We start from the raw sequence: 22,927 nt of genomic DNA, 5'->3' as shown, positions 1-22,927 counted from the left end.
GGCGCTGCCCCTTGTGTGTCAGCCGCGCTTGGGCAGCACCGAGGGCAGCGTTTCGCGAACCACCGCACGGAAGGTGGTCATGAAGGCGTTGGCCAGCACCGACAGCGGCTCCAGCCGGGAATGGGTGACGTGGATCTTCAGTTCGATGCTGGGCGCAATCGGCCGCACCACCACGTCGCGCAGCAGGCCGGGCGTGACGCAGTAGGAATCGATCAGCGCCACGCCTGCCCCTTCCCGCACCATGGCGCAGGCAGTCAGTGCCGATCGCACCTCGATGGCGGGCGGCAGGGCCTGCGGAATCGTCTCGAAAAAGCCGGACACCGTCATGCCGAGTGGCGTGTCCGCGCCGTAGCCGATCAGCGTCTGGCCAAGCAGGTCTTGCGGACGCACCGAGCGCAACTCTGCCAGCGGGCTGAAGCGCGGCACGATGCACATCATGTTGCCCGCACCGATCTCCCGCGTTTCCAGGCTGGGGTGCTGCGGCGGCAACATGGAAATGCCCACGTCCGCGTGCCCAAGCAGCAACTGCGGCACCAGCACATCCATGGTCAGCGGCCGATACTTGATCTGCACATTGGCGTGCTTGATGCGAAAACGCGTGATCACGCGCGGCACCAGGTATTCACCAAAGCTGGGGCTGGACACCACGTGCAGTACGCCGCTGCGGTCATCCGCCAGGTTCTGCGCCAGGTCGTTGACCCGGCGAATGCCGTCATAGACCTGCACCACTTCCTCGAACAGCCGCTTGGCCTCGGGCGTGGCGTGCAGACGCCCTTTCACGCGGTCGAACAACGGGAAGCCCAAGCGGTTTTCGCAGGCGGCCAGCGCCCTGCTGATCGCAGGTTGCGACACGAACAGCAGGCGTCCGGCCTCGGACAGCGAGCCGCTGATCATGATGGCGCGAAATACCTCGATCTGCCGCAGATTCAACGGCCCGCCGCGTCCGCTCACGGCAGCCACGACCGACTTTCCGGCCACAGGGCGCGCGGCCGGCGCGCGCGCCGCTGCGCTGCTCATGCCCGCCAGGCCCGTCGTTTCCGGGCGTGCCATTGCCGAACCGCCATCTGCCACGTTGGTGGCCGCCGACCGGCGCTTCTTCAAGGTGTCGTCCTGCGCGCTCACTCCGATTCCTTTTCTGTGCGTCTTACACCATGACCCAAACGCTGTACGTCATCAACCCGAATTCGCTGGAACGCGTGACCGAAGGCATCGACCGCGCACTCGACGGGCTACGAGCATTACCTGGCCTGCCAATCGAATGCCTCACGCTCAAGGAAGGCCCACCGGGCATTCAGACCCAGCGTGATGCCGACAGCACCATCACGCCGCTGGGCACCCTGGTGGAACGCCTGGAAGACTCCGCAGCGGGATTTGTCATTGCATGCTTCAGCGACCCCGGCCTGCACAGCGTACGCGAACGCACGCGCAAACCGGTGCTGGGCATTGGCGAGTCGGGCATGCTGGCGGCCTTCATGCGCGGGCAACGCATCGGCGTGATCGCAGTCGCCGCCACTTCCATTCCGCGCCATCTGCGTTATTTCGGTGCCATGGGCTTGTCGGCGCGGCTGGCCAACGAGCGCGCCGTGGGCTTTACCGTGGCGGAAGTGGCCGACCCAGCGCTGTCCTTGGCCAAGATGATTTCCACCGGCAAACAGCTGCGTGACGAAGATGGGGCAGACGTATTGGTGATGGGATGTGCCGGCATGGCGCAGATGCGTCGTCCGCTGGAAGACGCTTGCGGCCTGCCCGTGATTGAACCCTGCCAGGCCACGGTGGGCATGGCAATCGGCCGGCTGCTGGCGGACAAGGCCTGACTGCGCGAGCTGATTGCGCAGCCTTGGCTGCACAGCCCTGGTTGCGCAATCCTCACTGCGCGGTCCGGACCGTGCCGAGGGCATCGTCCCCATCAGCCAGCGACGGTGCATACGAGCAATTCATCGCGAAAAGCGCGCACGCCCCTCGTCTGCCAGGCAGACAGGTTTACTGATTGTCGCGCGCTTCCACGCCGTAAGCGTGCTGACGCCAGTAGGTCAGGCGTTTGCGCAACACGTCCAAAGACATCGAAGCAGGGCCGCCGCCGGCGCACAGCACACCCTTGAAGAGCACATTCTGCACGGCAGTCCGATTCACGGCTTCAATCGGCCGCCAGGCGTCGTTGTACGCCCGCTGCCAGCCCTCGCCCGGCCGCGCAATCGCAATATTGCGGACCTGACGCATGCCGCAGCGCATGGCTTCGTAGCTGATGTTGGTGGCACCCATGTCGCTTTGGCTGACCAAGGTGTAACGGACAATGCGGCCCGGATCGATACGAAGCGAATCAGGATCGACGCCGTAGGTAAATGACGTCTGCACCATTTCGGGGTCGACCTTGACCAGCTTCTTCGGGTCGGGCACGGCAGGCAGACGCGTGGCGATGACGGTCCAATCCGCGTCCGGCAGGTCGGCCCGGTATTCGGGCAGGTCTTCTTCGAAGACCTTTTCCTGATTGCCGAAATTGCTGCAAGCAGCCAGGAGCCCCAACGCGGCTCCAGCGATCACCAGACGCGCAGCCCTGCCACGCGACGCCACAACATGCTTGTTCATTCAGATTCCGTGAGGGGACCGGCCGCCAGGGGCTGCCGGGTGTCGGGCAGGGGCGGGCGACTGCCAGCGCTCTGCCGCAGGAAGCGGGTTTCGTTCTGACGACGGAACAGCACGCTCGCCAACTCATTCAGCGCCAGGGTATAGACCTCGCGTTTGAAATCGATGACGGAATCGAGCGGAACCCAGTATTCATTCCAACGCCAGGCGTCGAACTCGGGCTGAGTGGTCGCGCGCAGACATACGTCGCAGTCACGACCGATCATGCGGAGCAGGAACCAGATCTGTTTCTGCCCTTTGTAATGACCTCGCCACTCGCGCCTGACGAAGCGATCCGGTACGTTGTAACGCAACCAGTCGCGTGTTCGCCCCAGGATTCGGACATGCTCGGGCTTCAAGCCCACTTCCTCGTGCAGTTCGCGAAACATGGCCTGGGCAGGGCTTTCGCCGTGCTTGATGCCCCCCTGCGGAAACTGCCAGGAGTGTTCATTGATCCGCTTGCCCCAGAACACTTCGTTGCGCTGGTTCACGAGGATGATGCCGACATTGGGGCGGTAGCCTTCCCTGTCCAACATGGGCTACCCCTGCGATTCTCATACAATTGCTTCGATTATATGTCCCTATTCATATGTGAGCCCCATGCGCGCAACGCAGTTCCACATCGGTACCCAGAAGGAAGCGCCTACGGACGCTGAAATCGCCAGCCACAAACTCATGACGCGTGCCGGCATGATCCGCAAACACGCTGGTGGCATCTACAGTTACCTGCCCCTGGGCCTGCGCGTCGTGCGCAAGGTCGAGAAGATCATCCGCGAAGAAATGGACGCTGCTGGCGGCATGGAAGTCAGCATGCCGGTGATCCAGCCCGCCGAGCTGTGGCAGGAAACCGGTCGCTGGGACAAGTTCGGTCCCGAACTCATGCGCATCAAGGATCGCCACAACCGCGATTTCGTGGTGCAGCCGACCTCGGAAGAAGTCGTCACCGACATCGCCCGCAACGAAATTCACAGCTGGCGCCAGCTGCCCAAGAATTTCTACCAGATCCAGACCAAGTTCCGCGACGAGCGCCGTCCGCGCTTTGGCATCATGCGCGGCCGCGAATTCACGATGAAGGATGCGTATTCCTTCGACCGTGACGAGGAAGGCGCAAAGAAGAGCTACGAAGGCATGTACGCCGCCTACACCCGCATCTTCACGCGCATGGGCCTGGCCTTCCGCGCGGTGAAAGCCGACACGGGTGCGATTGGCGGTTCGCTCAGCCACGAATTCCAGGTGATCGCCGACACCGGCGAAGACCTGCTGGTCTACAACCCCCAGTCGGACTACGCGGCCAACATCGAGCTGGCCGAAGCTGTGTCGCTGATCGAGACGCGCGGTGCCGCTTCTGAACCGCTGGCCAAGACACCCACGCCGGGCGCTGCCCGCTGCGAAGACGTGGCCGCCCTGCTGAAGATCGACCTGACCCGCACCGTGAAGTCGCTGGTGCTGGCCACCGAGCCGGAAAAAGAAGGCCAGCCCGCACAGATCTGGCTGCTGCTGATCCGTGGCGACCACGAACTGAACGAGATCAAGGCCGGCAAGGTGGAAGGCCTGAACAAAGGCTTCCGCTTCGCCACGGAAGCTGAAATCGTCGAACACTTCGGCACCCTGCCCGGCTACCTGGGCCCCATCGGCACCGCCAAGCCGGTGAAGCTGGTGGTCGACCGTACCGTGGCCAACATGAGCGACTTCGTCGCCGGTGCCAACGAAGCCGACTTCCACCATACCGGCGTGAACTGGGGCCGTGACCTGCCCGAGCCCACGGTGATTGCGGATTTGCGCAATGTCGTCGTGGGCGATCCGTCGCCGGACGGCAAGGGCACGCTGGCGATTCAGCGCGGCATCGAAGTCGGCCACGTGTTCTTCCTGGGCGCGGGGTATTCCACGTCCATGAAAGCCACCTTCCTGGACCAGACCGGCAAGCCCGCCCCCCTGCAAATGGGTTGCTACGGCATTGGCGTGACCCGCGTGATGGGTGCTGCCATCGAACAGAACCACGACGGCCGCGGCATCATCTGGCCGCGCGCGCTGGCCCCCTTCGAAGTCGTCATCTGCGGCGTGGGCTGGGGCAAGAGCGAACTGGTGCGCGACGCCGCCACCAAGCTCTACGAAGAACTGAAGGCCAAGGGCGTGGACGTGATCCTGGACGACCGCGACGAGCGCCCGGGCGTGATGTTCGCCGAGTGGGAACTGATCGGCGTGCCGGTACGCGTGACGATCGGTGACCGTGGTCTGAAGGATGGCCTGATCGAAGTGCAAGGCCGTCGTGACGACGGTGCCGAGAAGGTGCCGGCGGCAGAAGCGCTGGACAAGGCGCTGGCGAAGCTGGAAAGCATGTAATCAGTGCAGGGCCACGGTGGATAAGTTGATCGCCGTGGTCGGTGCATAAGTACAAAAATCTTGCGCAATGAAAATGGCACCGAGCGATCGGTGCCATTTTTTTGTGCGCTGCGAATCCGACTGGGTCGTACAGGTGGGCGTCTCTATATGACCTTGTCTATGCAGCGTTCAACATGACGCGTCCAACTGTCAGCTTCCCAGCTGCCCCCCGCTCAGCCCAGTTGCGCCCAGTCAATCTCATGCGCAAAGAACCGCACGCTTCCGCCCCCACCAGGCACCCATGCCCCACGGTGCCCACGGAAGCCTTGGGAAAGGGGAATGGACAGCGCGTTCCGATTCCCCGCCTGCGTCAGCATCGGCCCAGTTTTCGCCAGCTCACTGGCCGCCATGGAGCCAGGTCGAACAATCGCAATGTGACCGGGCTTGGCGGGATTCGGGTTTTCAACCGCCGCCAACACCAGCAACCCTTGATTGGCCTGGGCCTGCACCTGGGTGACATCCGTGCCCAGATTGCGCCAGTTGCTTGGGGCCTCGGACTGGCTCAGCAGCCATGCCACCTGGGCGTTCGCCAGCAGGGTCTGTCCGTGTTCGGGCGGCCGCAGCAGGTAAATGCCCAACTGCATGGCCATGCTTGCGACAAATGCCGAACAATGCGTATGCGCCCCTGACCCGGCAGGCCAGGCGGCAGTCGCTTCACCGGTTTTCCAGCGCACTTTGAAGCCGGGCAACCAGCGCTGGTCTACCCCGCAGTTGTCGAGCATCGTGCGTAGTCGTTCGCCCTGTTCTGATATCGGCCCACAGCAGGAAAGCTCGGCAGGCGATTCGGCCAGTACGACCCTTGCGGTCAACGGCAACGTCGCCGCACCGACCGAACACGATATGACATGCAAGAATTGACGACGATCCATGATCGGTCGGTCCAGTTGCGCTGATCCAGCTGCTTCGACTCGATCGCGCCAACTCAGTTGCGTTGATTCAGTTGCGTTGATTCAGTTGCGTCGAGTCAGTGCGTAGATTTCAGTTGTGTTGATTCAGTCGCATTGATTCAGTGGGGCGAGCAGCCATGTCGAATCGGCTACATCGACCCAGCAGCATCAACTCGCCTCTACCAACGCCGCGACCTTCATCGGGCCGCAGCGTCGGGGCTTACTTCATGCCGGGGAAACCCTTCATCCCCTTCAAGGCCTTCATGCCGCCCATGGCCCGCATCATCTTGGCCATGCCGCCCTTCTTCATCTGCTTCATCATGCCTTGCATCTGGTCGAACTGCGCCAGCAGGCGATTGACTTCCTGCACCGGCACACCCGAGCCCAGCGCAATGCGCTTCTTGCGCGAGGCCTTCAGCAATTCAGGCTTGCTGCGTTCGGCAGGCGTCATCGAATTCAGAATGCCTTCCATGCGACGCAGTTGGCCTTCGGCCTTCTTCGGGTCGACCTGACCGGCAGCCTGCGCAAATTGCGCGGGCAGTTTTTCCAGAATCGAGCCCATGTCGCCCAGGTTCTTCATCTGGGCAAGCTGGGCCTGGAAGTCATTCAGATCGAAACGATCGCCGGACTTCAGCTTGGCGGCAAGTTTCTGCGCCTCGTTGATGTCGATGGCTTTGTGCGCCTCTTCGACCAGCGACAGGATGTCGCCCATGCCCAGCACCCGCTGCGCCATGCGCTCGGGGTGGAAGGGTTCCAGGCCGGCCAGCTTTTCCGACACACCGATGAACTTCAGCGGCTTGCCGGTCACGTGGCGCACGGACAAAGCCGCGCCGCCGCGTGAGTCACCATCGAGCTTGGTCAGCACCACACCGGTCAGCGGCAGGGCGTCGTTGAACGCCTTGGCGACGTTGACGGCATCCTGGCCCAGCATCGAGTCGACGACGAACAGCGTCTCAATCGGGTTCAGGATTTTGTGCAGCGCCTGAATTTCCAGCATCAACTTTTCGTCGATACCCAGGCGACCGGCCGTGTCGACGATCAGTACATCGTGGTGATAACGACGCGCATGGTCGAGCGCACCGCGCGCGATGTCTTCGGGCTTCTGGTCGGTGCTGGACGGCAGGAAGTCCACACCTGCCTGGCCGGCAACCGTCTTCAACTGTTCGATAGCGGCGGGACGGTACACGTCGGCGCTGACCACCAGCACTTTCTTCTTGCCGGTGGGGCGGCCGTTCTGCATGTGGCCGCCCTCGGCCAGCCAACGTGCCAGCTTGCCGGTGGTGGTGGTCTTGCCGGAACCTTGCAGGCCGGCCATCAGGATCACGGCGGGCGGCTGTTGCGCCAGCGACAGTTCACCTGCGCTGGGGCCAAGATCGCCGCCCATCAGCGCGGTGAGTTCCTTGCTCACCACACCGACCAAAGCCTGGCCCGGGGTGAGACTGCCGACCACGTCTTCGCCCAGCGCCTTGTCCTTGACGCGGCCGATGAACTCGCGCACCACAGGCAGCGATACGTCGGCTTCCAGCAACGCCAGGCGAACTTCGCGCAGCATTTCCTGGGTGTTGGCTTCGGTCAGGCGGGCTTCGCCTCGCAGCGTCTTGACGACGCGCGACATGCGACTGGTGAGATTGTCAAACATAGATGAGTTTCACTAAGGATTTCCGGTGGGCTCTGGGCTTACACTTATTCGTTATGGGAATTGTATTGCACGCACTGGCTGCCGCCGGATACGTCGCGCTGGCCGTCATGGCTTGGCGCGCGCTGCGGCTGGCCCCCGAGGCGCCCGCCGGGCGTCACGAACAGATCGGTCTGGCAGCCGTGTTGCTGTTGCAGGCCCTTGCGCTGCTGGACGGGATGTTCAGCGATGGCAGCCTGCGCCTGGGTTTTGCGCTGATGCTGTCGGCCGCCATGTTCCTGGGCATGATCGTCTATTGGGTGGAAAGCCTGCTGATTCGCGTCGACGGTCTGCGGCTGCTGCTGTTACCACTGGCTGCAATCGTGGCGCTGCTGCCCATCGTATTCCCGCAAAGCCGCATCATCGCCAACCCGGAAAGTGGTTGGCTGCGCCTGCACCTGAGCATTGCGCTGGCCGCCTACAGCATGATGACCATCGCCGCGCTGCACGGGCTGCTGATGGCTGCTGCCGACCGCCGGCTGCACGATCTTGCCATGCCGGTCAGCAAGGATGATCACGGTATCCGACAGACTCTGGGGCGCATGTTCGATGCCATGCCGCCGCTGCTGGTGCTGGAACGCCTGCTGTTCCGCCTGATCTGGATCGGCTTTGTGCTGCTTACGCTGACTGTGCTGACTGGCATCGGCTTTTCCGAAGAAGTGTTCGGCAAAGCGCTGCGCATGGATCACAAGACGGTATTCACCTTGTTGTCGTGGCTGACGTTCGGCTTGCTGCTGATTGGTCGCCAGGTTCGTGGTTGGCGAGGTCGTCTGGCATTGCGCTGGACCCTGGCCGGATTTGCATTGCTGCTGCTTGCCTATGTCGGTAGCCGGTTCATGCTTGAAGTCGTTTTGCACCGGGGTTGAAATGGGCAAGTTGCTGTTCTGGATCATCGTCATCATCGGCGTGCTGTTTGCGCTGCGCATGCTTGCCCGCCATGCCGGCAAGCCCAAGTCCAAGCCAGTTCCACCCACGGCTCCGCCGGCCTCCGGGCGCAAGTCCGACGCCGTGCCGCACATGGCACGCTGCGCGCACTGCGGCATTCACCTGCCGCGCGCCGAAGCCCTGCTGCTGAAAGGCAACACGTGGTGTTCGGAAGAACATGCGCAGCTGGGTGCACGCCAGCTCGACTGACGCGCCCTACCCGCTTTTTCCGATCCGTTTGCCCTCGATTCGTTTGCCCTCGATCCGTCCGCCATGTCTCAATGCACCCCGCCGCTGTCGCTCGATGCCGACGGCTGGCTGACCCCTGCTCCCGGCGTGACGCGCCTGCCGTCACCCAACGTGGACACGCGCCCGGAAGGCGAGGCAGTGTCCTTGCTGGTGATCCACAACATCAGCCTGCCCCCCGGTGAATTCGGCGGTCCTTATATTGCAGACCTGTTCCTGAACCGGCTCGACCTTAACGCGCACCCGTGGTTTGCGCGCCTGGAAGGACTGCGTGTGTCGGCGCATTTCTTCGTGCGCCGCGACGGTCAGATCGTGCAGTTCGTCGCCAGTACCCAGCGTGCGTGGCATGCAGGTGTGTCGCAGCACGCGGGTCGCGAACGCTGCAATGATTTCTCCGTGGGCATCGAGCTGGAAGGCACCGACACCGAGCCCTTCACCGACGTGCAATACACGCGGCTGGCACAGCTTGATGCTGCCCTGCGTGCACGACACCCCATCGTCGCAGTGCGCGGACACGAACATATTGCACCGGGTCGCAAGACCGATCCCGGACCGCATTTCGATTGGACACGCATGGCCCATGAATGCGCATGGCCACGCGACGCCCTGCCCGACTGAAAAACACCACGCTGAAAGACATCGCGTCAAAGACAGCACGCTTACCAACACACAGCGCGCCGATGTAATGCGGAATGTATCCGCAGCATGGCGTGCGACTGCGCAACGCGTGGCCGTGTTTTCGAGATGAGAAGCCCGGATAGCGCGGCTTGCGACGCCATTTGCGTTCAAGAGCGGCGCGATGCGTGATGCAGATGCGTGAAGTGGCGCAGCTACTTGGCTTTGCGCCCGCCCTTGCCTGGCAATACCTGCACAGACTGCTTTTTCATGCATTGCAATATGGGCTTGCCGGCGGGCTTGCCGCTATTGAAGTAGACAGTTCACCTACCTAGAATCAGTGTCAAACCAGTGGTTTATCCACTACATCTTGTGTTTGACGTTGCTACCCGCCCGCAAACGCCGGCCCCGGTCGCACCGCGCAAGCCACCGCCATCTGGAGGTTTCATGCAGCTTTCGACACCGACCGGCACGCACACGACTCCACCCCCTGTCCCGCAGCCCGCCCGGCTTTCCATCGATGCGTCGGCATACACCGACTACAAGACCTTGCGCCGCAATGGCAGCGTAGTGGGATTTGAGCCGGCCAAGGTATCGATCGCCATGACCAAGGCCTTCCTGGCGGTCAATGGCGGCCAGGGTGCGGCATCGGCGCGGGTCCGTGAGCTGGTCGAACAGCTGACCTCACAGGTGGTGTCGGCCCTGATTCGTCGGCAGCCCAGTGGCGGCACCTTCCATATTGAAAACATCCAGGATCAGGTCGAACTGGCCTTGATGCGATCAGGCGAGCACGACGTGGCGCGTGCATACGTGCTCTATAGAGAGAAGCGCAATCAGGAACGTGCGCAGAAACGGCAACAGAACGCCGAGCTGAATCGGCACGCACTGCATGTCACCGACCAGGGTGTGCGCGTGCCGCTGGACATGGATCACTTGCGCGATGTGATCGAGGCTGCGGCCGCGGGCTTGAATGAAAGCTTGAATGCTGAACCTGCCAACGGGTTTGCGACCGCCCCCACCAACCAGGTAGACGTCGATCTGATCCTGAAAGAGACCGTGAAGAATCTGTACGACGGCATCCCCGTCGACGAAGTGTTCAAGTCGGCCATTCTGTCGGCGCGCGCCGCGCTGGAACGTGACCCGGCCTATAGCCTGGTGACCTCGCGTCTGTTGCTGCACACCATCCGTAAGGAAGTGTTGGGCATCGAAGTGAACCAGGGCGAGATGGCAACGCGTTATGCAGACTACTTCGCGGGTTATATCGATCTGGGCATTGCGGCTGGTCGCCTGTCCCCCGAGCTGCGCAATTTCGATGTCGCGCGGCTGGCTGCTGCACTGGACCACACACGCGATCTGCAGTTCAGCTACCTTGGCTTGCAGACCTTGTACGACCGCTATTTCCTGCACATTGAGAACCGGCGCATCGAATTGCCGCAGGCGTTTTTCATGCGCGTGGCCATGGGCCTGGCGCTGCGTGAAGATGACCGCGAAACGCGCGCCATCGAGTTCTACGACATCTTGTCGCGCTTCGATTTCATGAGCTCGACGCCCACCCTGTTCAATGCGGGCACCCTGCATTCGCAACTATCGTCCTGCTACCTGACCACCGTGCCCGACGACCTGGAAGGCATCTACGACGCGATCAAGGAAAACGCGCTGCTGGCCAAATACGCGGGTGGCCTGGGCAACGACTGGACGCAGGTGCGTGCGCTGCGCAGCCACATCAAAGGCACCAATGGCGAAAGCCAGGGCGTGGTGCCTTTCCTGAAAGTGGTGAACGACACCGCAGTCGCGGTCAATCAGGGAGGCAAACGCAAAGGGGCGGTCTGTACCTATCTGGAAACCTGGCATCTGGATCTGGAAGAGTTTCTGGAACTGCGCAAAAACACCGGTGACGAGCGTCGCCGCACGCACGACATGAACACCGCGAACTGGATTCCCGATCTGTTCATGAAGCGCGTGATGGAAGCCGGTGACTGGACCTTGTTCTCGCCATCCGACACGCCTGACCTGCACGACAAAGTCGGTCGTGAATTCGAAGCGGCCTATGTTGGCTACGAACAGCAGGCTGCCAACGGCACGCTCAAGCTGTTCAAGAAAATGCCGGCGCTGACGCTGTGGCGAAAGATGTTGTCGATGCTGTTCGAGACCGGCCATCCGTGGATCACATTCAAAGACCCGTGCAACATTCGCTCACCGCAACAACACGTTGGTGTGGTGCACAGTTCCAACCTGTGTACCGAGATAACCCTTAACACCAACGCGTCAGAGATCGCCGTCTGCAATCTTGGATCGGTGAATCTGGTGGCGCATCTGAAGCACCATGAAGATGGCAGCATCGAACTCGATCACGACAAACTTCAGCGCACGATCAGCGTTGCCATGCGCATGCTCGACAACGTGATCGACATCAACTATTACGCAGTCGACAAGGCGCGCAATGCCAACCTGCGTCACCGTCCGGTGGGTCTTGGCATCATGGGATTCCAGGACTGCCTGCATGTGAAACGCTTGCCCTATGCGTCGCAGGAAGCCGTTGAATTTGCCGATCGTTCGATGGAAGCCGTCTGCTATTTCGCGTACTGGGCATCGACCGAACTGGCTGCGCAACGCGGCCGTTATGAGTCGTATGCGGGGTCGCTGTGGGACCGCGGCATTCTGCCGCAGGACTCCATCGCATTGCTGCGCGAAGCACGCGGTGGATACGTCGATGTCGATGCGCGCAGCACACTCGATTGGGATGCGTTGCGTGCTCGCATCAAGACGCATGGCATGCGCAATTCCAACAGCGTGGCGATTGCCCCGACGGCAACGATTTCCAATATCATCGGAGTGTCTGCCTGCATCGAACCGACCTATCAGAATTTGTACGTCAAATCGAACCTCTCCGGTGAGTTCACCATCGTCAACGACTACCTGGTTCGCGATCTCAAAAAGCTCGGCCTCTGGGACGAAGTCATGGTCGCCGACTTGAAGTATTTCGATGGGTCGCTGGCCCGCATCGATCGTGTGCCGGCCGAGCTCAGACGACTCTATGCCACCGCATTCGAAGTCGAACCGCATTGGCTGGTGGAAGCCGCCGCGCGCCGCCAGAAGTGGATCGATCAATCTCAGTCATTGAACATCTACATGGCCGGCGCATCGGGCAAGAAGCTCGACGACACCTACAAGCTTGCATGGCAGCGTGGCCTGAAGACCACCTATTACCTGCGCACGCTCGGTGCCACCAGCGCGGAAAAATCCACCGGCCGTGGTGGTGAACTCAACGCGGTGTCGATGGCGGGTGCTGCGCAATCGAACGCATCCATGCACGCGTCTTCCGCCTCGGCGGCCTCGCTTCCCGAACCGGAAATTCTTGGGGCTGCCTGCACGCTGCGCCCCGGCGATGCCGGCTTCGATGATTGCGAAGCCTGCCAGTAATCGCGGAAAGAATCATCATGCTGACTTGGGACGATCAATCTGCACACCCAGTGAACCCGGCCGCACGCGCGTCGTCGGATGGCGAAGCGAACACGCGAGCCAAGATGGACGCCGACACCGCCGCAACCAGCGCCGCGTCACACCGCGTGAACGCCAGCGACAAGCGCATCATCAACGGACAGACCGACGTCAATCAGCTGGTCCCGTTCAAGTACAAGTGGGCCTGGGAAAAGTACCTGGCCACCTGCGCCAATCATTGGATGCCGCAGGAAATAAACATGTCGCGCGACATCGCCTTGTGGAAGAACCCGAACGGGTTGACCGAGGATGAACGTCGCATCGTCAAACGCAACCTCGGCTTCTTCGTCACGGCCGACTCGCTGGCTGCGAACAACATCGTGTTGGGCACCTATCGCCACATCACCGCGCCCGAGTGCCGACAGTTCCTCTTACGGCAGGCATTCGAGGAAGCAATTCACACACATGCGTATCAATACATCGTTGAAAGCCTCGATCTCGACGAAGCAGAGATTTTCAACGCGTATAACGAGGTACCATCCATCCGCGCGAAAGATGAGTTCCTGATTCCATTCATCGACGCGATTGCAGATCCGCATTTCAAGACCGGCACGCCGGTTGCGGACCAAACCTTGCTGAAGTCGTTGATCGTCTTCGCGTGCTTGATGGAAGGACTGTTCTTTTACGTAGGCTTCACGCAGATTCTTGCGCTTGGCCGACAGAACAAGATGACGGGCGCTGCCGAGCAATACATGTACATCCTTCGCGATGAGTCCATGCATTGCAACTTCGGCATCGATCTCATCAACACGGTGAAGCTTGAAAATCCTCACTTGTGGACACCAGAATTCCGTGAAGAAATTCGCGAATTGTTCCGCAAGGCAGTGGAGCTGGAATACGCTTACGCCGAAGACACAATGCCGCGCGGCGTGTTGGGCATGAACGCATCGATGTTCAAGTCTTATCTGCGCTTCATTGCGAACCGTCGGTGCCAGCAGATCGGCATCGAAGCGCTCTACCCGCAGGAAGAAAATCCCTTCCCGTGGATGGCTGAAATGATCGACTTGAAGAAAGAGCGGAACTTCTTCGAGACACGCGTGATCGAGTACCAGACCGGCGGCGCGCTGAGTTGGGACTGATGGAAGATTGAACAAACAGAACGACAGAACGATAGAAAGAAAGACGGAACAACAGCAGACAGAACGACTGAAAAGTTAACGGTGCCTCGTGCACCTGAACCACGACCGGATGCCGTCAGACGCGCGGGTGAAGCCTCCCCAGCAGCGCACCTCATCCGGCCCTCCCGCCCCGTTCATGACGGTGTGTGATGCGGGCAATGTTCAGGTGTTCGACGTGCCATCGGGCAATCGGCAGACAACCGGTTGCCTGGCCATTTGACATGTCCCGCCCGACGCGCGAGGCATGTCAAATGGCTGTACCCCATTCATTAGTGCAAACCCAAAACCGGTTGCCGTTTGACGTCCAGCAACCTGGCTTGTACCGATGAATAGCTCGCTCGGATGGTCCGTGCGGGTTTTTGATCTTGGTCCTTGATCGAATTGTGAAGGAGCAGACCATGGCGACAGCCAAAAAAGCCGCTACCAAACCGGCAACGAAAAAACCCGCAGCGACCAAAGCTCCGGCCAAGAAAGCTGCGGCCACCAAGCCTGCTGCAGCACCCGCAGCAAAGAAGACTGCAGTGAAGGCAGCAGCCCCGGCGAAGAAGCCCGTGGCCAAGGCCGCACCGGCCAAGAAGGCTGCAAGCAAGCCCGTAGCCACCAAGGCTGCAGCAACCAAGGCAGCGGCAACCAAGCCCGCAGCAAGCAAGACGCCGGCCAAGAAGGCTGCCGTGAAGACCACGGCAACCAAGAAGGCAGCAGCACCCGCCAAGAAGGCGACCGCTGCGAAGAAGCCGGCAGCCGTGAAGACGGTTGCAGCGAAGAAGGCCGCACCGGCGAAGAAGGCTGTTGCCGCCAAGAAGGCTGCACCGGCCAAGAAAGCCGCGCCCGCCAAGAAAGTTGCAGTGAAGGCTGCAGCCAAGAAGGCAGCGCCGGCCAAGAAAGCCGCACCTGCGAAGAAGGTTGCCGTGAAGGCTGCTGCCAAGAAGGCAGCACCGGCCAAGAAAGCCGCGCCCGCCAAGAAGGTTGCAGTGAAGGCTGTTGCCAAGAAGGCAGCACCGGCGAAGAAGGCCGCACCCGCCAAGGCAGCTCCGGCCGCCAAGAAGGCAACGCCTGCCAAGACCACCGCCGCTGCCAAGAAGGCAACGCCCGCCAAGGCTCCGGCCAAGGCAGCGTCGACCAAGGCAGCTCCGGCCGCCAAGAAAGCAGCACCGGCAAAGGCCGCTCCTGCAGCCAAGAAGGCCCCCGCTGCCAAGAAGGCTCCGGCAGGCAAGAAGGCAACTGTCGTGACCCAGGCTCCGGCCGAAGCCACCGCAGCACCGGCCAAGGCAGCTCCGGCCGCCGCACCGGAAGCACCGGCCAAGAAGGCTCCGGCCCGCAAGGCTGCACCGAAGAAGGCCGCGCCGGCTCCGGCAACGCCGCCGTCGACCGCTGCCGCACCCGGTGCCAAGACCGCACTGAACCCGGCCGCAGCATGGCCGTTCCCGACGGGCAGCCGTCCCTGAGTTCGGCTGGGCAATACGCGTTCGCGCATGTTGCCCGTCGTACTTTGATCGATGCGGGAACACGGATGCGGTGTATGCCGCAGCCGTAACCCATGCGCAGCGCGCATGGGTGCAAAGCCCTCCACCAGGACCTGTCCTGGCGGGGGGCTTTTTCATTGGCGCGGCCGATAAAGCGCGTGCGACAATCGCGCTATCGCTTGCCTGGCCGCAGCGCGCGGCCTTCTTGGAGTTTGGATGTTCAGTGACATCGCGCGTTTTTTGATCGACATCTTCTTCACGCTGTTTGGTGCCGTGCTGTTGTTGCGCGCCTGGATGCAGAACGTGCGCCTTGCGCCCGGCAATCCGGTTGCTCGCGGCGTGTTTCAGGCAACCGACTGGATCGTCAAACCTCTGCGCCGTGTCATTCCAGGCGCGGGTGGCATCGACTGGGCGTCGATCGTCGCGGCCTGGCTGGTGGCACTGGTGTTCCTGGTGCTGACCTTGGCAGTCATTGGCGGCAACCCGCTGATGCTGTTCCCGATGGGCTTTGCGATTGCGCTGCTGACCGTGCTGAAGTGGGCGCTGAATCTGCTGTTGTGGATGACGCTGATCATGGCCGTGCTGTCCTGGGTCAATCCAAGCGCACCAGCCATGCCGCTGCTGTACCAGCTGACTGCCCCCTTCCTGAACCCCCTGCGTCGCGTTACGCCGCGTCTGGGCGGCTTCGACATGGCCCCGCTGCTGCTGTTTGTCATCGTGCAGGTGCTGCTGATGGTCGTGGCACGACTCAGCGCCACCTGGTTCGGGTGGTAAGCGCTGCAAGGATGGAGGAAGGCGTGGGTACGGGCGCGATCGGCTGATCGGCTCGTGCGCATGCAGAACCAAGAAATGCAGAACAAAAAAAGCGGTGCGTGATCCAATCACGCACCGCTTTTTTATTGCCTGGACTGCGGCTGGCGAAGCTGAAATCAAGACATGATCAGCATCTGACAAGGACCGAACGAAGATTCATCGTCTGTGCCGGTCGCTAGCCTTCAGATCAGCCAAGACCGGCATGGTGCTGATCCGTGACGATCAGCCCATGACACCAATCAGTGTGTTACGCGCGTCACGCCGCCACCGGACATCACGCGCACGCGATCGCCAGGACGGAAGGTCTCATCAGCATCTTGGGTAATCGCACGAAGGTCACCGTTGGCATATTCCACGGTGATCTCCAGGCCACGGCGCTTGGAGGCGCTGCCTTCAACCGCCTGACCGGCAATACCGCCAACCACGGCACCCAGCACCGTCGTCAGAATCTGGCCGCGGCCACCGCCCATGGTGCTGCCGGCCACGCCGCCAACAATCGCACCGGCACCGGTACCCACACCAGTCTGGCCGCCGTCGATGGTGACTTCACGCACCGATTCAACGGTGGCAATACGCACGGTCTGTTCACGCTGTGCCTGGCTACGCGAGTAGCCGGAATTCGAGCTGTTGCCGGTCGCGCAGCCGGCTGTGATCGCAAGCGCCGACACCGCAGCGCCGATCGCCAGCCAACGGCGCGCACGCGTTGCAGCGCCCGAGGCAGAAGAGGAAATGCGAGCTATCGTCATGATCTGGTCCTGAAAACCCCGCTACGCGTGGCGCGCAGCAAGGACATGGCTTGATGCCAAATAATTTAGACGCTTTTGTTCCGAACAGGTTCTCCAGCAATATGGAGAACCGTGCCCGAATGTTTCAGCTGGCTTTTCAGCCTGCGATAGCGGCTTCAGGCAGGCTCAGGCCATAGGCGGCCTTGAGCTGGCCCGCGATGTCTTCGCGGCTAGGCGCGTGGTTCTGCGGACCGCGTTCGGCGATCTTGATCGAGCCCATCAGATTGCCCAGGCTGCACGCGTCAACCCAGTTCCAGCCCGAGATCAGACCGAACAGCAGGCCGGCACGATGTGCATCGCCGCAACCAGTCGGATCGACCACTTGCGCTGCGGCCACGGGCGCAACCGTGGTTTCCACGCCCTTCACGATCACCGTGGCACCTTCTTCACCATGCGTGACCACCACGGCGTCCAGCGACTGCGACAGTTCGGCCAGGCTGCGACCCGTGCGTTGCACCACGACCGATGCCTCGTAGTCGTTGACCGTGAGTGCACGTGCCATCTTCAGCATGCGGGTCAGGTCTTCACCATCGAACAGCGGCATGGCCTGACCCAGATCGAAGATGAAGGGCACACCACGCGCATGCAGGCGTTCTGCGTGCGCGAACATCGCATCCTTGGCATCGGGGGCGACGATTGCCCACTCGCCCGGCGCGTCGCGCAGGTCGTTGGCAGCAGACAAGGCCATTGCGCCCGGGTGGAAGGCGGTGATCTGGTTATCCGACAGATCGGTGGTGATGAAACACTGGGCTGTGTACGACTCCGATGCCACCTTCACCCAGCGGGTGTCGATGCCCAGGTCTTTCAGGCGCGTCTGGTAGTCCAGGCCGTCCTGGCCGACCGTAGCCACCGGAATCGGCTGACCGCCCAGCAACTTGAGGTTGTAGGCGATGTTGCCGGCGCAGCCACCGAATTCCTTGCGCATGGTCGGCACCAGGAACGACACGCTCAGCTTGTGCACCTGCTCAGGAAGAATGTGTTCCTGGAATTGGCCTTCGAACACCATGATCGAGTCGAAAGCGATGGAGCCGCAGATGATTACCGGTGCAGACATGGAAAAGCCTTAAGGGAAGAATACGGACAAGCGATAACCGGACACCGGCTCGGCAGGTGGGTCCACGGGAACCCGCAAGCTGCGCTCGCTGCGCGCCGGCATGGGCTTGGAAACGGTATCGGCGGGAAGGTAGTCAGACGGTGACAGCACACGGCGCACCACTGCTGCATCGCTCAGATCGGTCAGCGTCAGTTCGATGGACGGCCAGGGCTGGGGCAGCGAATGCCGGTTGCGCAGCACCACGCGCAAGGCCAATCGGTTGGCCGCGCCCGGCTCGGTGGCAGCATTGGTATCGCTGTGCCAGGGTTCGAGCGCCGACGATTCGATCGACAGCAATTCAGGGTGGCGCGGATAACCGACGGTACAGCCCAGCGCCCCGCACAGCGATGTCAGCACCGGGCGCGTGATCGGCAGATCGGTGGCGATCTCGTCACGCCACACCCAGATCGCCTGAGCCCCCAGCACCAGCGCCGCCATCAGCACGCCCACGACCCAAGGCCATACGCGCCGGGGGGTGGGTGCTTCGGCAGGCTCTTCCAGCAGGCCACGCGGGGGCGCATCGACCACGAGGGGTGCCGCCAGCTCGGCGGTATCCTCGGTTGCCGGGTCCCAGGCGTAGATCGGTTCGGCAGGCGCATCACGATCGGCGTCGGACGTCACCGGGGCGGTCGGGTCGGCGGATTCGCGGCGCAATTCTGGCACCGCCATGTCCTCAGCGGTTTCCGCTTCGGCATCGGCACGCAGGCGGGCCTGCAGATCGGGAATGCTGCCATCGGCGCGGGTACGCAGACGAGGAGCCGGCAATCCGTTGTCGATGATGCTGGCGCGCACGTTGGATGCACCGGTTGGCTGCCCCGATTCGGCGGCTCTGGGCGAGCGCATCACAGCCGGCGCAGCGGCCGGATTCAAGGTGTCACTGCTGTCGACAAAACGCGGCTCGCGACGCTGGTCCACACCCTCTGGCACATCGCGTGCACCGAAGGATTGCGGAGCATGCAACAGGTTCGCATCGCCACTGGGTGCAAGCGGAATCGGTTCGTGCAAACTGGGTTCGCGTGCGCCGACACCGTGGGCGGATGCATCGTCAGCCTTCACGTCTGGAAGGTCGCGCGCGGCGCTCGATGCGGGGGCAGGTGCTGGCGCAGCAGCGGCAGAGCGCGCAGGAATCGGCCGCACGGGCTGGGCCAGTGAGGGACGGAAGCTCGGCCGAGGCTCAGGCGGCTTGGGCGCGACGGGCGCAGGCGGCACCGTGCCTGTCGGGGACGACGCGGGCGCTGCGGGTTTGCTTTCTGCGGGTTTGCTGTCTGCCAACGGCGGGTTGACAGGCGCGGGCTTGGGTGATGCCACATCGGGCACGGCACCCGGGCCTGCGCTCGGCACGCCACCAAGGGCCGAAGACGCAGCCCCAACTGCCGACGCCCCTGACAAACCATCCTTGGACGACTTGACGGGTGTATCCACAACCGGCTTCGGCGGTGCAGTATCGGCAGGCGCGGGCGGTTCTGACGCGGGTGGCGTCTGCGGCAAGACCAGGCGCGTAGACGGTCCGAGCAAGGCCGGGTCCACCGGTTCGCTCAGCGTTTCCGGCGAGGGCGATGCGGCCGGTTCAGCGACCGGGGCCGCTGGTACAGGCTCGGGATCGGGTTCCGGCAAACGTTCGGGAATCGGCGGCACGATCGGTGTCGGCGGCGGCGCGTCGACAAACGTCGGGGTCATCGGTTCGATCGGTGGCGGCACGATGGGCGTGCTGCCACTGGCCGGCAAGGCCATCGGATCGACTTCGAACTGATTTTGCCGACCGTCGAAGATTGCCGAACACGCGCCACAGCGCACCAGCCCGTCATGCAGGCGGAGCTGGTCGGCAACAAGACGGAATGCGGTGCCGCACTGCGGACACCGGGTAGCAAGAGCCATGGTCACCTGGACTCTGTAAAGAAACGTGGTGCGGCCGGTCGGCCGCACCACTTATGCGGGGCGTTGCCCGTGCAGGCAGACCCAGCCGTCGCGAGCTTGCCAGACGCTGATATTCAACCACGTTGCATACACGGCCGCGACCTCTTCGGCCTGACGTTCGAGCACGCCGGACAAGACCAAGTGGCCACCCGGCAGCACACGTTCGCACAACATCGGTGCCAACACCTTCAAAGGGTTGGACAGAATATTGGCCACCACGACATCGGCACGCCATCCGGCATGCGTGTCGGGCAAGCCAGCATCGATTTCCACATCGTTGGCCTGCGCATTGTCATGCGCCGACTGAACGGCCTGCGGATCGATGTCGATACCTACCGTGGGACCTGCGCCCAGCTTGCGCGCGGCAATCGCCAGAATGCCGGACCCGCAACCGTAGTCCAGCACGCGCTGGCCGGCCTGCAGGTTGCTGGCCAGCCACGACAGGCACAGGTGCGTCGTGGGATGGCTGCCGGTACCGAAGGCCAGGCCCGGATCAAGCCGGATCACCACGCCATCCACGCCCGCAGGCGAGGCAACGCGGGCTTCACCCGGCACATCGTGCCAGGTGGGCACGATCCAGATCCGGCCGTCTACCGCAATGGGTTCGAACTGAGACTGGGTCAAGCGCACCCAGTCGGCGTCCGGCACCTCACGCAGCGTCCAGGCGGGCGCTGCGTCAAGGCTCAACGCGCCGCTGGCCTGATCCATCAGCTGTGCCGGGTCGTCGCCGTCGGCGATCAGCGCAACCACACGATTGCGTGACCACGCCTGCACGTCAGGCTCCAGGCCGGGTTCACCGAACAAGGGCTGTTCGGCCTGGGTACCTTCGTCGGCGTCTTCCACCGACACCGACAGCGCGCCGGCGTCGAGCAAGGCATCGGATAGCGACTCAGCGAGCGCTTCAGGACAATCTAGAACCAGTTCGCGCACGATTTACGCCGGACGTTGAGCAAGACGATGCTCAAGATAGTGGATGGTGGTACCGCCTTCAACGAAACGCGCGTCGACCATCAGCTCGCGATGCAGCGGCACGTTGGTCGAAATGCCTTCCACCACCATTTCCGACAAGGCGATGCGCATGCGGGCCAGGGCCTGCTCGCGGGTGTCGCCGTAAGTGATGATCTTGGCGATCATCGAGTCGTAATTCGGCGGCACGAAGTAGCCGTTGTAGACGTGCGAATCGACACGCACGCCAGGACCACCCGGCACATGCCAGTTAGTGATGCGGCCAGGGCTGGGCGTGAAGCGGAACGCATCTTCTGCGTTGATCCGGCATTCGATCGCATGACCCTTGAACTGGATGTCGCGCTGACGCAGACGGAATTTCTCGCCAGCGGCTACACGGATCTGTTCCTGCACCAGGTCGATGCCAGTGATGGCTTCGGTGACCGGGTGTTCAACCTGAATGCGGGTGTTCATTTCAATGAAATAGAACTCGCCGTTTTCATACAGGAATTCGAAGGTACCCGCGCCGCGATAACCCATCTTGCGGCAGGCTTCCGCGCAACGATCGCCGATACGGTCGATCAGGCGACGCGGAATGTGCGGTGCCGGTGCTTCTTCGATGATCTTCTGGTGGCGACGCTGCATCGAGCAATCGCGCTCGCCCAGCCAGACGGCGCTGCGCAGGCCGTCGGCCAACACCTGGATTTCCACATGGCGAGGGTTCTCGAGGAACTTCTCCATGTAGACCTCGGGGTTGTTGAACGCCGCCCCGGCCTCTGAGCGCGTCATGGTGACGGCGTTCAGCAGTGCAGCTTCGGTGTGCACCACGCGCATGCCACGGCCACCGCCGCCGCCTGCTGCCTTGATGATGACCGGATAGCCAACCTGACGTGCAATCTGCACGATTTCTTTCGGATCTTCCGGCAACGCGCCTTCGGAACCTGGCACCACCGGCACACCAGCGGCAATCATTGCCTGCTTGGCGCTGACCTTGTCGCCCATCAGGCGAATGGTTTCCGGGCGCGGGCCGATGAAGACGAAGCCGCTTTTCTCGACACGTTCGGCAAAGTCGGCGTTCTCGGACAGGAAACCGTAACCGGGGTGGATTGCCTCGGCATCGGTGACTTCAGCGGCCGAGATGATCGCGGGGACATTGAGGTAGCTGTCGCGCGAAGGCGCGGGGCCGATACACACCGCCTCGTCAGCGAGTCGGACGTACTTGGCGTCGCGGTCGGCTTCGGAGTAGACGACAACGGTCTTGATGCCCATCTCGCGGCAAGCGCGCTGAATACGCAGCGCGATCTCGCCCCGATTGGCAATCAGGATCTTTTCGAACATGAATGGCTTTCCTGAAGGTGGCGCAGGCACAGCTTCGCCGAGCGACGCCGGATCGGCGTCTGGCTGCGGGAGCGTGTCTCCTGCCCGGACCATGGGAATCGGTATTGGCGTCTTAGCCGATCACGAACAACGGCTGACCGTACTCTACCGGCTGGCCGTTTTCGACCAGGATTTCCTTGATCGTGCCGGATTTGTCGGCTTCGATCTCGTTCAGCAGCTTCATCGCTTCAATGATGCAAAGCGGATCGCCTTCCTTGACCGACTGGCCGACTTCGATGAAGGCCGGCGAGCCCGGGTTCGGGGCGCGGTAGAAGGTACCGACCATCGGCGACTTCACGACGTGGCCTTGAACGGCAGCAGGCGCGACGGGTGCAGCAGCAACCGGTGCGACTTCGGCAACGGGTGCCACGGGCAGCGGTGCAGCCGTAGCAGCGCCGACACCACCGACTTGTCCACCTTGCGGGAACTTGACGATACGGACCTTACCTTCGCCTTCCGTGATTTCCAGTTCGGCGATGCCCGATTCGGCCACGAGGTCGATCAGGGTCTTGAGCTTTCTGAGATCCATGGGTTTATTCCCAAAAAAAACCGTTGGGCAGGGCCACGCATCCGCTT

20 protein-coding genes are annotated in these 22,927 nt (G+C 62.3%); 9 read left to right on the top strand and 11 right to left on the bottom strand.

The window, feature by feature from the left end:
- Positions 1–18 precede the first annotated feature (18 nt).
- Complete coding sequence (locus tag FXN63_RS03930; RefSeq protein WP_246165023.1) at positions 19–1,122, bottom strand: LysR family transcriptional regulator; 1,104 nt, start codon at positions 1,120–1,122, stop codon at positions 19–21.
- Positions 1,123–1,151: 29 nt separating this feature from the next.
- Here FXN63_RS03930 and FXN63_RS03925 point away from each other — a divergent pair, with 29 nt between their 5' ends.
- The gene (locus FXN63_RS03925; RefSeq protein WP_148813036.1) at positions 1,152–1,814 is read left to right on the top strand and encodes an aspartate/glutamate racemase family protein; all 663 of its coding nucleotides are present in this window, start codon (positions 1,152–1,154) and stop codon (positions 1,812–1,814) included.
- 166 nt (positions 1,815–1,980) lie between these two features.
- On the opposite strand, the gene FXN63_RS03920 is transcribed toward FXN63_RS03925, so the two are convergent.
- Both FXN63_RS03920 and FXN63_RS03915 read right to left on the bottom strand, forming a co-directional pair.
- Positions 1,981–2,583 (bottom strand): CNP1-like family protein, encoded by a 603-nt coding sequence (locus FXN63_RS03920; RefSeq protein ID WP_148813033.1) that lies wholly within the window; start codon positions 2,581–2,583, stop codon positions 1,981–1,983.
- On the bottom strand, positions 2,580–3,155 hold the full coding sequence (locus tag FXN63_RS03915; RefSeq protein ID WP_148813031.1) for an RNA pyrophosphohydrolase: 576 nt from the start codon (positions 3,153–3,155) through the stop codon (positions 2,580–2,582). The genes FXN63_RS03920 and FXN63_RS03915 overlap by 4 nt, the downstream gene beginning before the upstream one ends.
- A 64-nt stretch (positions 3,156–3,219) precedes the next feature.
- On the opposite strand from FXN63_RS03915, the gene FXN63_RS03910 reads away from it, so the two are divergent.
- On the top strand, positions 3,220–4,959 hold the full coding sequence (locus tag FXN63_RS03910; RefSeq protein WP_148813029.1) for a proline--tRNA ligase: 1,740 nt from the start codon (positions 3,220–3,222) through the stop codon (positions 4,957–4,959).
- A gap of 212 nt (positions 4,960–5,171) precedes the next feature.
- On the opposite strand, the gene FXN63_RS03905 is transcribed toward FXN63_RS03910, so the two are convergent.
- Positions 5,172–5,720: a hypothetical protein gene (locus FXN63_RS03905; RefSeq protein WP_148813027.1), complete on the bottom strand. Its 549-nt coding sequence runs from the start codon at positions 5,718–5,720 to the stop codon at positions 5,172–5,174.
- A 385-nt stretch (positions 5,721–6,105) separates the two neighbouring features.
- Entirely contained in the window at positions 6,106–7,524 is a 1,419-nt protein-coding gene (ffh, locus tag FXN63_RS03900) for a signal recognition particle protein (protein WP_148813025.1), read from the bottom strand.
- Between the two features lie 53 nt (positions 7,525–7,577).
- On the opposite strand from ffh, the gene FXN63_RS03895 reads away from it, so the two are divergent.
- From FXN63_RS03895 to FXN63_RS03865, 7 genes are all read left to right on the top strand, one after another.
- The gene (locus tag FXN63_RS03895; RefSeq protein WP_148813023.1) at positions 7,578–8,426 is read left to right on the top strand and encodes a cytochrome C assembly family protein; all 849 of its coding nucleotides are present in this window, start codon (positions 7,578–7,580) and stop codon (positions 8,424–8,426) included.
- A 1-nt stretch (position 8,427) separates the two neighbouring features.
- Positions 8,428–8,694, top strand: a complete 267-nt coding sequence (locus FXN63_RS03890) for a PP0621 family protein (protein ID WP_148813021.1) — start codon at positions 8,428–8,430, stop codon at positions 8,692–8,694.
- Positions 8,695–8,757: 63 nt separating this feature from the next.
- On the top strand, positions 8,758–9,348 hold the full coding sequence (gene ampD / locus FXN63_RS03885; RefSeq protein ID WP_148813018.1) for a 1,6-anhydro-N-acetylmuramyl-L-alanine amidase AmpD: 591 nt from the start codon (positions 8,758–8,760) through the stop codon (positions 9,346–9,348).
- A gap of 444 nt (positions 9,349–9,792) precedes the next feature.
- Positions 9,793–12,765, top strand: coding sequence for a ribonucleoside-diphosphate reductase subunit alpha (locus tag FXN63_RS03880; RefSeq protein WP_148813016.1), 2,973 nt, complete (start codon positions 9,793–9,795; stop codon positions 12,763–12,765).
- Between the two features lie 17 nt (positions 12,766–12,782).
- A complete protein-coding gene (locus tag FXN63_RS03875) occupies positions 12,783–13,922 on the top strand; it encodes a ribonucleotide-diphosphate reductase subunit beta (protein WP_148813014.1) in 1,140 nt (379 codons plus the stop codon).
- Positions 13,923–14,704: 782 nt separating this feature from the next.
- Positions 14,705–15,406 (top strand): histone H1, encoded by a 702-nt coding sequence (locus FXN63_RS03870; protein WP_425468718.1) that lies wholly within the window; start codon positions 14,705–14,707, stop codon positions 15,404–15,406.
- Positions 15,407–15,640: 234 nt separating this feature from the next.
- Positions 15,641–16,198, top strand: coding sequence for a YggT family protein (locus FXN63_RS03865; protein WP_148813011.1), 558 nt, complete (start codon positions 15,641–15,643; stop codon positions 16,196–16,198).
- Between the two features lie 278 nt (positions 16,199–16,476).
- Here the strand turns inward: FXN63_RS03865 and FXN63_RS03860 are convergent, their stop codons facing one another.
- From FXN63_RS03860 to accB, 6 genes are all read right to left on the bottom strand, one after another.
- Positions 16,477–16,983 carry an outer membrane lipoprotein gene (locus FXN63_RS03860; RefSeq protein ID WP_148813009.1) on the bottom strand — a complete coding sequence of 169 codons (507 nt, stop codon included), beginning with the start codon at positions 16,981–16,983 and terminating at the stop codon, positions 16,477–16,479.
- Positions 16,984–17,119: 136 nt separating this feature from the next.
- Positions 17,120–18,076: a carbohydrate kinase family protein gene (locus FXN63_RS03855; RefSeq protein WP_148813007.1), complete on the bottom strand. Its 957-nt coding sequence runs from the start codon at positions 18,074–18,076 to the stop codon at positions 17,120–17,122.
- 9 nt (positions 18,077–18,085) lie between these two features.
- Positions 18,086–19,990, bottom strand: a complete 1,905-nt coding sequence (locus FXN63_RS03850; RefSeq protein WP_148818904.1) for a zinc-ribbon and DUF3426 domain-containing protein — start codon at positions 19,988–19,990, stop codon at positions 18,086–18,088.
- A 51-nt stretch (positions 19,991–20,041) separates the two neighbouring features.
- Entirely contained in the window at positions 20,042–20,959 is a 918-nt protein-coding gene (gene prmA, locus FXN63_RS03845) for a 50S ribosomal protein L11 methyltransferase (RefSeq protein WP_148813005.1), read from the bottom strand.
- A gap of 3 nt (positions 20,960–20,962) precedes the next feature.
- On the bottom strand, positions 20,963–22,312 hold the full coding sequence (gene accC / locus FXN63_RS03840) for an acetyl-CoA carboxylase biotin carboxylase subunit (protein WP_148813003.1): 1,350 nt from the start codon (positions 22,310–22,312) through the stop codon (positions 20,963–20,965).
- Between the two features lie 112 nt (positions 22,313–22,424).
- Complete coding sequence (gene accB / locus FXN63_RS03835) at positions 22,425–22,880, bottom strand: acetyl-CoA carboxylase biotin carboxyl carrier protein (protein WP_148813002.1); 456 nt, start codon at positions 22,878–22,880, stop codon at positions 22,425–22,427.
- Positions 22,881–22,927 lie beyond the last annotated feature (47 nt).

It is taken from the genome of Pigmentiphaga aceris, from assembly GCF_008119665.1.
GTDB lineage: Bacteria > Pseudomonadota > Gammaproteobacteria > Burkholderiales > Burkholderiaceae_B > Pigmentiphaga > Pigmentiphaga aceris.
The sequence above is the reverse complement of the archived record's forward strand: the minus strand, read 5'-3'. Positions and strand labels throughout refer to the sequence as shown.